Here is a 14,723-nt window from a genome sequence, read left to right on the forward strand (position 1 = left end):
AGCTCAGCCTTTTCTTCTTCAGTAAGCACAATAGGGGTGGCAATTCGCATGCGATAAGTCCGATTCTCTCAGGGTATTTGAGCTGAGGATACATTAAGAATCATCAAGAGTGAAACACTACACTAGCTACTTTCTCAGCTTTATTAAAAAAGGCCAACACATCTCTGCATCAGCCTTTTTTAAACACTCAACCGGTCTATAACATCTCAACCGCTACCGCTGTGGCTTCACCGCCACCGATACAGAGCGAAGCAACGCCCTTTTTCTTACCCTGGTTTTTCAGTGCGTAGAGTAGCGTGACCAGAATGCGGGAACCGGATGATCCGATGGGGTGACCCAGTGCACAGGCGCCGCCGTTGACGTTGACTTTTGACGCATCCAGCCCCAGTTCGCTGATCGCCAGCATGGTAACGACGGCGAAGGCTTCGTTGATCTCATAGAGATCAACATCGTCTTTGCTCCAGCCTGCCCGGGTCAGTACTTTATCAATGGCACCGATCGGCGCGATGGTAAACTCGGCGGGCAGTTGGGCATGGGTTGAATGGGCGACGATCCGTGCCAGCGGCTGTAAACCGCGTTTCTGTGCTTCGGATTCACGCATCAGCACCAGCGCCGAACCGCCATCGGAGATGGAGCTGGAGTTCGCTGCGGTGATGGTACCATCTTTTTTGAAAGCCGGTTTCAGCTGACGGATCTTATCTTTTCGTGCATTGCCCGGCTGTTCATCGGTGTCAACCAGCGTGTCACCCTGACGGGTTTTCACCGTCACCGCGGCAATCTCATCTTTGAAAGCACCGCTCTCGATTGCTGCCAGCGCCTTGTCCAGTGAGCCGATAGCGAAATCATCCATCGCCTCGCGGGTGACATTGAAATCATCGGCGCTCTTCTGGGCAAAACTCCCCATCAGACCGCCTTCATAGGCGTCCTCCAGACCATCAAAGAACATATGATCGATCACCTGCTGGTGTCCCATGCGCATACCGGCACGGGCCTTCGGCAGCAGATAGGGTGACAGGCTCATGTTTTCCATCCCCCCGGCCACCATAATATCCACCTGCCCCGCTTTAAGCTGATCGTGTGCCAGCATCACCGCTTTCATGCCGGAGCCACACATCTTGTTGACGGTGGTTGCCCCGGAAGCATCGTGAATACCTGCAGCACGAGCCGCCTGACGGGCGGGTGCCTGTCCTAATCCAGCAGGCAAAACGCAGCCCATAATCACTTCATCAATATCACTGCCCTGAAGAGCAGCACGTTCAAGCGCTGCTTTAATCGCCGTAGCGCACAGATCGGGTGAACGCACTTCGCTTAATGCGCCCATCATGCCCCCCATGGGTGTTCGGGCAGCACTGACAATTACCACTGAATCCTGACTCATATCTCTCTCCAAACCCACCAACATGTTACTGAATGGGATAACTAAAAAGGACGCAGATAGCGTCCCTTTCCGACTTAATAATAGTTAACCGAAGTTCTTTTTAACCAGTTTCTGGAACTCACCCACAATACCGCTACGGAATGCCAGTACACAGACGATAAAGATGATGCCCATAATAATGTGGATATAGTTACCCAGCTCACCGCCGGACAGCATATTCTGAATCGAGATCACCACACCGGCACCCACCAGCGGCCCGAAGATGGTACCCATACCGCCCAGCAGGGTCATCAGCACCACTTCGCCGGACATATGCCAGTGGACATCGGTCAGTGACGCCAGCTGGAATACCAGCGTTTTTGTGGAACCCGCCAGACCTGCGAGTGCCGAGGAGATAATAAAGGCCACCCACTTGTAATCATTGACGTTGTAACCCAGCGATACAGCACGGGGCTCATTCTCCCGGATCGCTTTGAGAATCTGTCCAAACGGTGAGTGTACCGTGCGCTGCACCAGCCAGAACCCGAAGATAAAGATCGCCAGCACAAAGTAATACATGGCAAAGTTATCATTCAGATCGATCAGGCCAAACAACTCTCCACGGGGTACGCCCTGCAAGCCATCTTCACCGCCGGTAAAGGGCGCCTGCAGGTAGAAGAAGAACGCCAGCTGCGCCAGCGCCAGGGTTACCATCGCAAAGTAGATCCCCTCACGCTTAACCGCCAGCTTGCCGTAAACAGCACCCAGCAGCCCGGCCCCCAGAGTACCCGCCAGAATCCCCAGCTCCGGCGTCAGCCCGGTGTGCAACATCAGGTAGCCGGTGATATATCCGCCGGTCCCGAGAAACACCGCATGACCAAAGGACAGCAAGCCAACAAAGCCCAGCAACAGGTTGAAAGCACAGGCAAACAGCGCGAAACACAGCAGTTTCATCAGAAATACCGGATAGACAATACTCGGTGCCACCAGTGCTATGACGATCAGAAACAGATAGAGCTTATTCATTTTTATCATGTCATTTATCTCCTGCCAGATGGCTCAGGCCTCTTTACCAAACAGACCGGCCGGCTTAACCAACAGCACGATCACCATAAACAGGAAGATGACGGTAGTGGATGCTTCCGGATAGAAAAACTTCGTCAGCCCTTCAACGACCCCCATCATCAGACCGGTCAGAATCGCTCCACCAATAGAGCCCATTCCGCCGATAACCACAATGGCAAACACCACGATCAGAATATTGGAGCCCATCTCCGGACTCACGGAATACACCGGCGCCGCCAGCACCCCGGCAAAAGCGGCCAGCGCCACGCCAAAACCGAAGGTCAGCGTGGTGATCAGCGGCACATTGATACCGAAGCCCTGCATCAGCTGAGGATTCTCCGTGCCCGCCCGCAGATAAGCCCCCAGCTTGGTTTTTTCAATCACCCACCAGGTGCTGAAGCAGACCACCAGCGAGCTGACGATAATCCAGGCTCGGTAGTTTGGCAGGTACATAAACGGCAACTTGGTACCGCCTTTCAGTTCAGTCGGAATCTGATAAGGCAAACCGGAAGAGCCATAGAAATGGGTAAACAGCCCCTGTAGCACCAGCGCCACCCCAAAGGTCAGCAACAGACTGTAGAGGTGATCCTCATTGGCAATGGGACGCACCAGAAAACGCTCCATCAGGATCGCCAGAACACCAACCGCCAGTGGCACCAGCAGCAGCGCCCACCAGTAGTTGATGCCCATATAATTGAGAGCCATCCAGGCAAAGAATGCGCCGAGCATATACATCGCGCCCTGCGCGAAGTTTATGATTTTTAACAGACCAAAAATAATCGCCAGACCGAGACTCAGCAGCGCATAGAATGAGCCATTGATCAGCCCCACCAGCAGCTGTCCCGACAGCGCAAACAGATTTATACCAAATATCGTCGCCATAACATCACCCAGAGAAGCAAAGATGGTGTATGCAACCGCCCCCTTCAAGCCGATTGCATACAGTCCTTTCAGACTATCTTTTCAAACTAACTTCTTATGAAAAGACCGGAGGGTATGCAGCAGCACTGCACCGCCCTCCTGATTTCAGGCTCTTGCTTAAGAATTACTTGAAATCACACTCAGGCAGCATCGGATTAAACGCTACATCACCTGGAATAGTCGCTTCGATGTTGTAGATATCATCGGCAGACTGACGGCTTGCGGCATCTTTGATGCTCACCAGCAGCATATCGTGGACCATCCGGCCATCGTTACGCAGGTAGGCGTTACGGGCAAAGAAATCATCCGGCTTAGAGGCCTTCATCTGCTTCATAACCGCATCGGATTCATCCGTACCCGCCGCTTTAACAGCATTCAGGTAGTGCATGGTCATAGAGTAAGCACCGGCGTGTGGCATGGCAGGGATAGAACCGTGACGCGCTTTAAACCGGGCAGACCATTCGCGGGTCTGGTCATCCATATCCCAGTAGAAGCCAGTGGTCGCCTTCATGCCTGCAGCGATAGCAGGGTCTAGTGCCTGAGCGTTAGGGGTGAATACCAGCAAGCCAGCAACATCAGTGGTTTCAGTCAGACCAAACTCTGCTGCGGTTTTCAGCGAGTTAACGAAGTCAGTACCGGCGTTTGCCAGACCAACGACATCAGCGCCAGACGCCTGTGCCTGCAGAACATAAGAGGAGAAGTCAGTGGTGCCCAACGGTGCACGCACCGCTCCGACCACTTCACCGCCGCTGGATTCGATAACCTTCGTGGCAATCCCTTCCAGGGCGTGACCAAACGCATAGTCAGCGGTAATGAAGAACCACTTCTTCTTGCCGGATTCAACCATCGGCTTAACGGTACCGTTTGCCAGTGCCGCGACGTTATAGGTCCAGTGTGCATTGTAGGGAGAACAGGCTTTGGTGGTGAAAGCATTACTGGCAGAGGCCGAGATCAGGGCGATCTTCTTAGCGTCGGTCAGCACTTTAGTCACGGCACCTGTTACCGATGAAGCCACCAGACCGGTTACTACATCAACATTCTCATCCTCGATCCACTGACGCACTTTCGCAGAGCCCACATCCGGCTTGTTCTGGTCATCAGCGCTAACAATCTCGATCGGCTTACCGAGCACGGTGCCGCCAAAATCTTCGACCGCCATCTCGACGGCGGTAACACAGCCCTGGCCACAGATATCAGCATATACGCCGCCCATATCCGCCAGTACACCGATTTTAACCACATCGTTAGAGATGCCTTCGGCCTGAACACCGGTGGCTGCGGCCACGCTCATCGCTACAGCCAGTAGGGTCTTCTTCATTGCTTTCATTTTGTCACTCCTGCTTGAGAACTTGTTATTTTTATCGAACTTCATGATTAGAGCTTTTTTACTACAACGCGTTTTCGGGCTTCAGACGCCCAGGTAGGTATTCAACAGTTCCGTTTTTGCTTCCAGCTCATGCTTCTGAACCTCTTCTACGATATGACCATGTTCCATAACATAGTGACGATCAGCGATAGGCGCAGCAAAACGGAAGTTCTGTTCAACCAGCAAAACTGTCAGGCCCCGCTCCTTGAGCATCACCAGAACCTCAGCCAGTTTTTGCACAATGACCGGAGCCAGCCCCTCTGTAATCTCATCGAGTAACAGAATATTTGCACCGGTTCGCAGAATTCGGGCCATCGCCAGCATCTGCTGCTCCCCGCCTGAGAGGCGGGTCCCCTGGCTATAACGGCGTTCAGCCAGGTTGGGGAAAATGTCATAGATCTCTTCAACGCTCATGCCATCAGAGCGAACGTTAGGCGGCAGCATCAGGTTCTCTTCCACATTCAGACTGGAGAAAATCCCCCGTTCTTCAGGGCAGTACCCCACCCCCAGATGGGCGATCTTATGGGCTGCCATGCCGATGGTCTCATTACCATTGATATTGATCTTACCGGTGCGGCGCCCCACCATATTCATAATCGCTTTCAGCGTGGTTGACCGGCCTGCGCCATTACGTCCCAGCAGAGTGACCAGTTCTCCCTGCATAATGGTCATATCGATACCATGGAGAATATGTGACTCGCCATAGTAGGCATGCAGATCACTGATACGCAGCTTTTCACCTGTTGTGCTCATGCAACGTCCTCCTTCTTCGCAGCATTCGCGGCAGCGGTTTCTGCAGCGATGGCATTCGCCACCTCGTCATCCGCTTCAACCCCCATATAGGCTTCACGGACACGCGGATCCTGAGACACGGTTGCATAGTCGCCCTCGGTAAGAATGGCGCCTCGTTGTAATACGGTAATCTTGTCGGCCAGCTGAGCCACCACATGCAGGTTATGCTCAACCATCAGAATGGTGCGGTTAGCCGAGACTTTTTTAATCAGATCGGCCACCACACTGACATCTTCATGGCCCATGCCCTGGGTCGGTTCATCCAGCAGCAACATCTCAGGGTCCAGCGCTAAAGTGGTAGCGATCTCCAGCGCGCGTTTGCGACCATAGGGCAGATCGACAGTGACCGTGTTGGCGTAGCCTTTCAGCCCCACCTCATCCAGCAGTTCAAGAGCCCGGGCATCGAGTTTTTGCAAAACCTTTTCCGACTTCCAGAAATGAAAGCTGTTGCCCTCTTTTCGCTGCAGGGCGATACGCACGTTCTCAAGCACTGAGAGGTGTGGGAACACCGCCGAGATCTGAAATGAACGCACTATCCCTTTTCGGGCGATCGCGGCGGACTTCAGATAGGTGATATCTTCACCGTTGTAGAGAATAGTGCCACGGGAGGGTGTCAGAAATTTCGTCAGCAGATTAAATACCGTTGTCTTACCGGCACCATTAGGGCCGATCAGCGCGTGTATTGTTCCCCGCTCAACCTGAAGATTTACATCGTCAACGGCAGTAAAGCCCTTGAATTCCTTAACCAGATTTCTGGTCTCGAGAACATAGTCGGCACTCATTAAGAAGCAGCCTCACTTATATTTGTTTTTATTATCAGATGGGCAACCACAACCACGTTGTCCATGTCAGCCTTGCAGCCAAGTTAGCAATTTCCCCTACAGGTTAACAAGTACTACTTTAGTATAATAATAAGTGCCTGCTTATGTAGATAACGAAATTTATTACTACATATCAATGACTTAAAAACAATCCTACGAAATGTAACATTCCGGCAAATTAAAAAAACACACTTTACGTTTACGTAAACTTCCGCTACATTAAATCCCATAAGCGTCAGGAAGCAGATTATGAACACACGTACTTTTTCTATCAGTGAGCTGGCAAGTGAGTTTGATGTCACCACACGCAGCATCCGCTTTTATGAAGACCAGCAGTTGCTCTTCCCCACCCGCCGTGGGCAAACACGCATCTACAGTGCCCAGGACAGAGTGCGGTTGAAGTTGATTCTCAGGGGCAAGCGGCTGGGCTTTTCGCTGGCGGAAACCCGGGAGCTGTTTGCCCTGTGGGATGAAACCCCGACCGGCAGTATGAAACAGCTGCAGTTGCTGATGGCTAAAATTGAAGAAAAGAAAGCAGCCCTTGAACAGCAGTTAAATGATATCGCCATGCTTCAGCTGGAACTGGACAGCGCAGAGAGTCGCTGCCGCGAAGCGATGGCTGATCTGACGGAGAAAACGCTCTAGACCGCCTTAGCAATACGACAGGTTGGCGGAGAAAGATTGATCAATAACGAAGTAACAACAATAAACACAAACCGGAGACGAAACCGGCAGCGACAACAAAGCTGCCCTATCGACTCCTTAAGCCAGGTGGACAGAAAATGATTGCACAGTACAGCTCACTTAATTTCGGACTCGGCGAAACTCTGGATATGCTGCGGGAGCAGATTAACAGTTTTGCTGCACGGGAGATCGCTCCCCGCGCCGAGCAGATCGATCATGATAATGAGTTCCCCAACGATCTGTGGCGCAAATTCGGTGATATGGGTCTGCTGGGTATTACGGTTAAAGAGGAGTACGGCGGTGTTGAGATGGGTTATCTGGCACACATGATCGCGATGGAAGAGATCAGCCGTGCTTCAGCCTCTGTTGGCCTCTCTTACGGTGCCCACTCTAACCTCTGTGTTAATCAGATCCACCGCAATGGTACCCATGAGCAAAAGCTCAAATACCTGCCAAAACTGATCAGCGGCGAACATATCGGCGCGCTGGCGATGTCTGAGCCGAATGCCGGTTCCGATGTGGTTTCAATGAAACTGACGGCTCGCGACAACGGTGACCACTACCTGCTCAATGGCAACAAAATGTGGATCACCAACGGTCCTGATGCCAACACCTATGTTATCTATGCCAAGACCGATCTGACTGCCGGACCTAAAGGGATCACCGCTTTTATTGTTGAACGTGATTATCCTGGCTTCTCCCGTCATCAGAAACTGGACAAGCTGGGGATGCGCGGCTCCAACACCTGCGAACTGGTGTTCCAGGATTGCCCGGTGCCTAAAGAGAATATTCTTGGCGAACTGAACGGTGGCGTTAAAGTACTGATGTCGGGTCTGGACTATGAGCGTCTGGTGCTGGCCGGTGGCCCACTGGGTATCATGCAGGCGGCCATGGATATCACCATCCCTTATACCCGCGACCGGGTACAGTTTGGCAAAGCGATCGGTGAGTTCGAAATGGTACAGGGCAAAGTGGCCGATATGTACACGCTGATGAACGCCTCCAAGTCCTATGCTTACACCGTTGCCAATGCTGCGATGCGTGGTGAAACTTCCCGTAAAGACTGTGCAGCCGTCATCCTCTATACCGCAGAGATGGCCACCAGGATTGCCCTGGATGCGATCCAGCTGCTCGGCGGCAATGGCTATATTAACGAGTTCCCCACCGGTCGCCTGCTGCGCGATGCGAAACTCTATGAGATCGGTGCCGGTACATCGGAGATCCGCCGGATGCTGATCGGTCGTGAGCTGTTCCTGAATAAGTAAACCCGTTTTCCATCAGTGGACTTTATGGGGAATGGTGTTCTGCACCTCCCCTCTTTTTCACTGTGAATCATGACGAATTCAGACAAGGCGTTTTTTGAGCATTGATCGGGCAGTTGTTATGGGTAAACACTCTATCCAACTGTTCTGAGAGAAGCATTAACGAGTGACGCCGGAGAGAAAGCAATGGCAACGATAAAAACAAAAATTAACCCGCGGGCTGAAGAGTTTCGCGCTAACTATGACGCCATGGACGCCGTCGTAGGGGATCTGCGCGATAAAGCAGCACAGATTCATCAGGGTGGCGGCGCCAAATATCAGGAACGTCACCTCTCCCGCGGTAAACTGCTACCCCGGGAGCGGATCAACGCCCTGCTGGACGAAGGTTCCCCCCTGCTAGAGCTGTCACAACTGGCCGCCTATAAGGTCTACGATGACGATGTACCTGCTGCCGGCATCATTACCGGTATCGGCCGTGTCAGAGGCGTTGAGTGTATGATTATCGCCAACGACGCCACCGTTAAGGGCGGCACCTATTTCCCGCTGACGGTGAAAAAACATCTGCGGGCACAGGAGATCGCCGAACAGAATCACCTGCCCTGTATCTACCTGGTGGATTCAGGAGGGGCCAACCTGCCCCAACAGGATGATGTCTTCCCCGACCGCGATCATTTCGGCCGTATCTTCTATAACCAGGCGCGTATGTCTGCCAAAGGGATTCCCCAGATCGCTGTAGTAATGGGCCTCTGTACCGCGGGCGGTGCTTATGTACCGGCGATGGCGGATGAATCCATTATTGTGCGCAATCAGGGCACCATCTTCCTGGCCGGGCCACCGCTGGTAAAAGCGGCCACCGGTGAAGTAGTCAGCGCCGAAGATCTGGGCGGTGCCGATGTGCACTGTAAAGTCTCCGGGGTCGCCGACCATTACGCCGAAAACGATCAGCATGCGCTGGAGATCGCCCGCACCTGCGTGGCCAGCCTGAACCGCCGCAAAGAGATCAACATTAAAACTCAGGCCCCCAAAGAACCGCTCTATCCGGCTGATGAGCTGTACGGCATTGTCGGTACCGACCTGAGAAAACCCTACGATGTTCGCGAAGTGATTGCCCGCATCGTCGATGGTTCTGAATTTGATGAGTTTAAAAAACTCTACGGCACCACACTGGTGACCGGGTTTGCCCATATACATGGCTATCCCGTCGGCATCATCGCCAACAACGGTATTCTCTTTGGTGAGTCAGCACAGAAAGGTGCCCACTTTATCGAGCTGTGCTGCCAGCGCAAAATTCCGCTGCTGTTCCTGCAAAACATCACCGGCTTTATGGTGGGGCAGAAATATGAATCAGAGGGTATCGCCAAGCACGGTGCGAAGATGGTGATGGCGGTGGCCTGTGCCGATGTGCCGAAATTTACCGTGCTGATCGGCGGCAGCTTTGGTGCCGGCAACTACGGCATGTGCGGCCGGGCCTACAGCCCCAACCTGATGTTTATGTGGCCTAACGCCCGTATCTCAGTGATGGGCGGCGAGCAGGCAGCAGGGGTTCTGGCAACCGTAAAACGGGACAATATGAACCGTACCGGTGAACAGTGGTCGGCTGAAGATGAAAGCGCTTTCAAAAAACCGATCATCGATACCTATGAGCATCAGGGACACCCCTACTACGCTTCTGCCCGCCTCTGGGATGACGGCGTGATCGATCCAAAACAAACCCGCGATGTGATCGGCATGAGTCTGTCTGCCGCACTCAATAAGCCGGTGGGTGACACCCGCTTCGGTGTATTCCGGATGTGATGGAGGATCAGACAATGACAATCAATACACAACAACTGGTGCTGTTGGAAAAAAGTGCCAACGGCGTTGCCGAGCTGATTATCAACCGCCCAGAGGTTCACAATGCCTTTGACGATGGCGTGATAGAACAGCTGATCCACTGCCTTGAAGCCACCCATGAAGACCCTGAAGTGCGGGTATTGGTGCTGCGCTCCCGGGGTAAAAACTTTTCTGCCGGTGCCGACCTGGGCTGGATGAAGCGGATGGCCAACAACACCCATGAAGAAAACATGGTCGATGCCGGCCGTCTGGCAAAACTGATGGAACTGCTGCACAACCACAGCAAACCCACCATCGCCCTGATTCAGGGTGCCGCCTACGGTGGTGCAGTAGGCCTGGCAGCCTGTTGCGATATCGTGATTGCCGCCGAGAGCAGTTCATTCTGTCTTTCAGAGGTCAAAATCGGACTGATTCCCGCCGTGATCAGTCCCTATGTAGTACGTGCCATTGGTGAACGCCAGTCACGCCGCTATTTCCTCACCGCAGAACTGTTCAGCGCCCAGGCTGCGCAACAGTTTGGCCTGGTGCATGAGGTCGTTGAAAACGTTGAACAACTGGACGAAGCCTGCGACCGGTTTGTCGCCTCGCTACAAAAAAACAGTCCCCAGGGGATGAAAGCCGCTAAACAGCTTATCTATGCCGTCAGCCAGAAAGAGATCACCGCTGAAGTGATCGATGACACCGCCCGTCGCATCGCAGATATCCGCGTCAGCGACGAAGGTCAGGAAGGGCTGAGCTCCTTCCTGCAGAAGCGTAAACCGAACTGGATTCAGGAGTAAGCGGCATGTTTAATAAAATTCTAATAGTAAATAGAGGCGACCAGTTGTGTAGCAATCTGGCGGCGAAGCCAAATTGCATGTCGACGCACGCAGTGCGTACAGGCGAGTTCGACACGGAGGCACAACATGTTTAATAAAATACTCATAGCTAACCGTGGAGAAATCGCCTGCCGGGTTATTCAGACCGCTCACCGTCTGGGTATCCGTTGTGTTGCTGTCTACTCTGAAGCCGATAAAAACGCCCGTCACGTGGCGATGGCGGATGAAGCATTTATGCTGGGGCCTGCACCCAGCAGCGAAAGTTACCTGCGCGGTGACAAGATTCTTGAGATCGCCAAACAGTCCGGCGCTCAGGCGATCCACCCGGGTTATGGTTTCCTCTCAGAGAACGCCGAATTTGCCCGCGCCTGTTTCGATAACGGTATCGAGTTTATCGGCCCCCCCACCAGTGCGATTGAAGCGATGGGCTCCAAATCCGCCGCCAAAGAGATTATGTCTCACGCAGCGGTGCCACTGGTGCCCGGTTATCATGGCGAAGACCAGACCCCGGCACTGCTGAAAGAGGAATCGGTGCGTTGCGGCTTCCCCCAACTGTTGAAAGCGGTGGCTGGCGGTGGCGGTAAAGGGATGCGGGTGGTTAACTCTATTGATGAGTTTGATGAAGCGCTGAAGTCCGCCTGTCGTGAGGCGAAAAACGCCTTTGGCAACCCGGATATGCTGATTGAGCGTTACCTTACCCAACCCCGTCATGTTGAGATACAGGTGTTCTGTGACAAACAGGGTAACGGTGTCTATCTGGCTGAACGGGACTGTTCGGTGCAGCGCCGTCACCAGAAAGTGATCGAGGAAGCGCCTGCCCCCAATCTGTCCGATGAAACCCGTAAGGCGATGGGTGAAGCGGCAGTCCGTGCGGCTCAGGCGATCGATTATGTCGGCGCCGGTACGGTCGAATTCCTCTATGACGTAGACGGCTCCTTCTATTTTATGGAGATGAACACCCGCCTGCAGGTTGAACATCCGGTTACCGAGCTGATTACCGGGCAGGATCTGGTGGAGTGGCAGCTGCGGATCGCCAGTGGCGAACCGCTGCCATTGCAGCAGGACGAGATCCGTATCAACGGCCATGCACTGGAAACCCGGGTGTATGCGGAAGACCCAGATAACGATTTCCTGCCCGCCACCGGCACCCTGCGTTATCTGCGCACTCCGCAGGAAAGCCAGCATGTTCGGGTAGATACCGGCGTGGTGGAAGGCGATGAGGTGAGTGTCTTCTATGATCCGATGATCGCCAAACTGATTGTCTGGGATGATAACCGTGACCGGGCTATTGCGCGGATGGAACAGGCACTGGAGGAGTACCGCATCAGCGGCCTGAAAACCAACCTGCGCTTCCTGCGCAATCTGGCGGGCAGTGCGCCCTTTAAGGCTCTGGATCTGGATACCGGCTTTATTGAGAAACATGAAGCATTGCTGTTTCCGGCCAGCAATCTGAACAGCGCATTCTGTCTGGTCATGGCGGCTTGTTTCTTCAGTGAAAAAACCAAGCAGCAGGCCAATAACCCGGACGACCCTTATTCACCCTTCGGTTATCAGAACAGCTGGCGGCTTAACTCAGAATATGCCCGCCCGCTGACACTGATCCATGCTGACACCGACTACCAGTTGAGCATTCTGGAAGGCGGCAACAAAGGTCAGTATCAGGTGCAGATCGATGATGCCAGCTACCAGGTCACCGCCCAGTTGAATGATGATCTGCTGGATGTGGTGATCAATGGTCACCGCCTTAGCGTGCACCTGTTTAACGATGGCGATCAGCTCACCCTGTTCCACGAAGGCGAACAGTTTATCTGTGAGCAGCACCGGGAAACCTTTGGCAGTGATGATCAGGCTGGCGATAATAACCTGACAGCCCCCATGAACGGTGCGGTGGTCGCGGTACTGGTTGAAGCGGGTCAAACTGTTAAAGCCGGAGACACGCTGGTGATTATGGAAGCGATGAAGATGGAACACAGTCTGAAAGCGCCCCATGACGGCACGGTGGCTGAGATCTATTTTGCTGAAGGCGATCTGGTTGAAGATGGTGCACAACTGATCTCTCTGGATCTAACGGAGGCATAACGATGGCATTTCCGACACATCTTCGTCTGTTCGAAATGGGAGCCCGTGACGGTTTGCAGAACGAGCCTGGAGCGGTGATTGATACAGCCATTAAGATAGAGCTGATTAACCGCCTCAGTGAAACCGGTCTGCGTCATATCGAAGCGGCCAGCTTTGTGTCACCGAAGTGGGTGCCGCAGATGGGCGATGCCGCTGCCGTTATGAACGGTATCAACCGTAAAGCCGGAGTGACCTACTCGGCACTGACACCCAACCTGCAAGGACTTGAGGGCGCCATCGCTGCGGGCGCTGATGAGGTTGCTGTATTCGGCGCAGCCTCAGAAGCCTTCACCCAAAAAAATATCAACTGCTCGATCAGTGAAAGCCTGGAACGTTTTGCACCGGTGATTGAACGGGCACAAGCCTGCAATATCCGGGTGCGTGGCTATGTTTCCACGGTGATGGGCTGCCCCTATGAGGGTGAGACAGACCCCGCTCAGGTGGCTGCGGTTAGCCGTGAGCTGCTGGATATGGGCTGCTATGAGATCTCTTTGGGCGACACCATTGGCACTGGCACGCCACTTAAAGCCAAGCGGATGCTGGAAGCAGTGAGCAAGCAAGTGCCTATAGAGAAGCTGGCAGCACACTTCCATGACACTTACGGACAAGCCCTGGCGAACCTGTATGCGGTGATCGAGGAAGGCATCGCGGTGATCGATGCCTCGGTTGCCGGTCTGGGTGGCTGTCCCTACGCCAAAGGAGCATCAGGCAATGTCGCCACCGAGGATGTCCTTTACATGCTGAATGGACTGGGCATCGACACTGGTGTCGATCTTAAAAAACTGGCGCAGACCGGCCACTGGATTACGGCTCAGCTGGGTCGCACCAGCGGTTCCAAAGTGGCTCTGGCCATCGGTTGTCAATAAACACAAAGGGACAGTGAATAGATTTAATCCGATCTTAAAACTTTCCTCTTGAAAGAAAGTAAGGGTTTACCCTAATATAGAGCAGATATCCAGGTTCCTGCTTATGAATCCGGGCGGAACAATCCGCTTATCTGCTCTGACGGACAAAAATAATACGGAGTAATACCATGTCTCAACCTGATCATATTACCGCGCTGGACCTGCACTACCCGTCACGGGAAGAGCTGCCCGACGACGTTAAAAAATATTTCGATGTTTGCGATGCAAAGCTGGGCATGATCCCCAATGTCCTCAAGGCATACAGTCAGAACCTGGCTCAGTTGGAGGTGTTCTCCCGTTTCTACAATGAGATGATGTTCGGCGACAGCAATCTGACCACCCTTGAGCGGGAGATGATAGCGGTAGCCGTATCCTCTCAGAATCACTGTTTTTACTGCATCGCCGCCCACGGTGCTGCAGTGAGAAACTATTCTGGCGATCCGGCACTGGGCGAGTTGCTTGCTATCAATTACCGCGCCGCTGAACTGTCAACTCACCACCGGGCGATGCTGGACTTCGCCGTTAAGATGACGGTATCTCCCGACTGTATTGAGGAGAGTGATCGTCAGGCGCTGCGGGATGCAGGATTCAGCGACCGGGATATCTGGGATATTGCGAATGTAGCCGGCTTTTACAATATGACCAACCGGGTAGCAGGCGCCGTGGATATGCAGCCCAATCCTGAATATCACTCTCAGGCACGTTAAACAGATGAGCAGATATCCGTGCTGATCAGGCTGACAGCACGGATATTTAACCCTCAATATATAAAAATAATGAA

At 53.3% G+C, this 14,723-nt stretch carries 13 protein-coding genes; 7 read left to right on the top strand and 6 right to left on the bottom strand.

Translation table 11 applies throughout. The features are described from left to right. Nucleotides 1-196: 196 nt before the first annotated feature. The 6 genes from JW499_RS04785 to JW499_RS04810 form a co-directional block, all read right to left on the bottom strand. On the bottom strand, nucleotides 197-1,378 hold the full coding sequence (locus tag JW499_RS04785; RefSeq protein WP_205209532.1) for an acetyl-CoA C-acyltransferase: 1,182 nt from the start codon (nucleotides 1,376-1,378) through the stop codon (nucleotides 197-199). 84 nt (nucleotides 1,379-1,462) lie between these two features. After that, nucleotides 1,463-2,392 carry a branched-chain amino acid ABC transporter permease gene (locus tag JW499_RS04790; protein WP_205209533.1) on the bottom strand — a complete coding sequence of 310 codons (930 nt, stop codon included), beginning with the start codon at nucleotides 2,390-2,392 and terminating at the stop codon, nucleotides 1,463-1,465. A 24-nt stretch (nucleotides 2,393-2,416) separates the two neighbouring features. Then, nucleotides 2,417-3,304, bottom strand: a complete 888-nt coding sequence (locus tag JW499_RS04795; RefSeq protein ID WP_205209534.1) for a branched-chain amino acid ABC transporter permease — start codon at nucleotides 3,302-3,304, stop codon at nucleotides 2,417-2,419. A 163-nt stretch (nucleotides 3,305-3,467) separates the two neighbouring features. Then, entirely contained in the window at nucleotides 3,468-4,670 is a 1,203-nt protein-coding gene (locus JW499_RS04800) for an ABC transporter substrate-binding protein (protein ID WP_205209535.1), read from the bottom strand. 81 nt (nucleotides 4,671-4,751) lie between these two features. Then, on the bottom strand, nucleotides 4,752-5,462 hold the full coding sequence (locus JW499_RS04805; RefSeq protein ID WP_205209536.1) for an ABC transporter ATP-binding protein: 711 nt from the start codon (nucleotides 5,460-5,462) through the stop codon (nucleotides 4,752-4,754). Continuing rightward, nucleotides 5,459-6,283: an ABC transporter ATP-binding protein gene (locus tag JW499_RS04810; RefSeq protein WP_205209537.1), complete on the bottom strand. Its 825-nt coding sequence runs from the start codon at nucleotides 6,281-6,283 to the stop codon at nucleotides 5,459-5,461. The genes JW499_RS04805 and JW499_RS04810 overlap by 4 nt, the downstream gene beginning before the upstream one ends. A 288-nt stretch (nucleotides 6,284-6,571) precedes the next feature. Between JW499_RS04810 and JW499_RS04815 the strand changes: the two genes are divergently transcribed. From JW499_RS04815 to JW499_RS04845, 7 genes are all read left to right on the top strand, one after another. After that, a complete protein-coding gene (locus JW499_RS04815; RefSeq protein WP_091353561.1) occupies nucleotides 6,572-6,967 on the top strand; it encodes a MerR family transcriptional regulator in 396 nt (131 codons plus the stop codon). A 137-nt stretch (nucleotides 6,968-7,104) separates the two neighbouring features. Beyond that, a complete protein-coding gene (locus JW499_RS04820; RefSeq protein ID WP_205209538.1) occupies nucleotides 7,105-8,271 on the top strand; it encodes an isovaleryl-CoA dehydrogenase in 1,167 nt (388 codons plus the stop codon). A gap of 183 nt (nucleotides 8,272-8,454) precedes the next feature. Beyond that, complete coding sequence (locus tag JW499_RS04825; protein ID WP_205209539.1) at nucleotides 8,455-10,062, top strand: carboxyl transferase domain-containing protein; 1,608 nt, start codon at nucleotides 8,455-8,457, stop codon at nucleotides 10,060-10,062. Between the two features lie 14 nt (nucleotides 10,063-10,076). Then, nucleotides 10,077-10,880, top strand: coding sequence for an enoyl-CoA hydratase/isomerase family protein (locus tag JW499_RS04830; RefSeq protein WP_205209540.1), 804 nt, complete (start codon nucleotides 10,077-10,079; stop codon nucleotides 10,878-10,880). A gap of 126 nt (nucleotides 10,881-11,006) precedes the next feature. Then, nucleotides 11,007-12,998, top strand: coding sequence for an acetyl/propionyl/methylcrotonyl-CoA carboxylase subunit alpha (locus tag JW499_RS04835; RefSeq protein WP_205209541.1), 1,992 nt, complete (start codon nucleotides 11,007-11,009; stop codon nucleotides 12,996-12,998). Between the two features lie 2 nt (nucleotides 12,999-13,000). Continuing rightward, nucleotides 13,001-13,903, top strand: a complete 903-nt coding sequence (locus JW499_RS04840) for a hydroxymethylglutaryl-CoA lyase (protein ID WP_205209542.1) — start codon at nucleotides 13,001-13,003, stop codon at nucleotides 13,901-13,903. Between the two features lie 167 nt (nucleotides 13,904-14,070). Next, nucleotides 14,071-14,649: a peroxidase-related enzyme gene (locus tag JW499_RS04845; RefSeq protein WP_205209543.1), complete on the top strand. Its 579-nt coding sequence runs from the start codon at nucleotides 14,071-14,073 to the stop codon at nucleotides 14,647-14,649. The last annotated feature ends 74 nt before the right edge of the window (nucleotides 14,650-14,723 follow it).

This window comes from Amphritea pacifica, assembly GCF_016924145.1.
Classification (GTDB): Bacteria; Pseudomonadota; Gammaproteobacteria; order Pseudomonadales; family Balneatricaceae; genus Amphritea; species Amphritea pacifica.

Coding starts and splice junctions, on each gene's coding strand:
- JW499_RS04785 (WP_205209532.1), bottom strand. CDS start 1,378: ATGAGTCAGGATTCAGTGGTAATTGTCAGTGCTGCCCGAACACCCATG.
- JW499_RS04790 (WP_205209533.1), bottom strand. CDS start 2,392: ATGATAAAAATGAATAAGCTCTATCTGTTTCTGATCGTCATAGCACTG.
- JW499_RS04795 (WP_205209534.1), bottom strand. CDS start 3,304: ATGGCGACGATATTTGGTATAAATCTGTTTGCGCTGTCGGGACAGCTG.
- JW499_RS04800 (WP_205209535.1), bottom strand. CDS start 4,670: ATGAAAGCAATGAAGAAGACCCTACTGGCTGTAGCGATGAGCGTGGCC.
- JW499_RS04805 (WP_205209536.1), bottom strand. CDS start 5,462: ATGAGCACAACAGGTGAAAAGCTGCGTATCAGTGATCTGCATGCCTAC.
- JW499_RS04810 (WP_205209537.1), bottom strand. CDS start 6,283: ATGAGTGCCGACTATGTTCTCGAGACCAGAAATCTGGTTAAGGAATTC.
- JW499_RS04815 (WP_091353561.1), top strand. CDS start 6,572: ATGAACACACGTACTTTTTCTATCAGTGAGCTGGCAAGTGAGTTTGAT.
- JW499_RS04820 (WP_205209538.1), top strand. CDS start 7,105: ATGATTGCACAGTACAGCTCACTTAATTTCGGACTCGGCGAAACTCTG.
- JW499_RS04825 (WP_205209539.1), top strand. CDS start 8,455: ATGGCAACGATAAAAACAAAAATTAACCCGCGGGCTGAAGAGTTTCGC.
- JW499_RS04830 (WP_205209540.1), top strand. CDS start 10,077: ATGACAATCAATACACAACAACTGGTGCTGTTGGAAAAAAGTGCCAAC.
- JW499_RS04835 (WP_205209541.1), top strand. CDS start 11,007: ATGTTTAATAAAATACTCATAGCTAACCGTGGAGAAATCGCCTGCCGG.
- JW499_RS04840 (WP_205209542.1), top strand. CDS start 13,001: ATGGCATTTCCGACACATCTTCGTCTGTTCGAAATGGGAGCCCGTGAC.
- JW499_RS04845 (WP_205209543.1), top strand. CDS start 14,071: ATGTCTCAACCTGATCATATTACCGCGCTGGACCTGCACTACCCGTCA.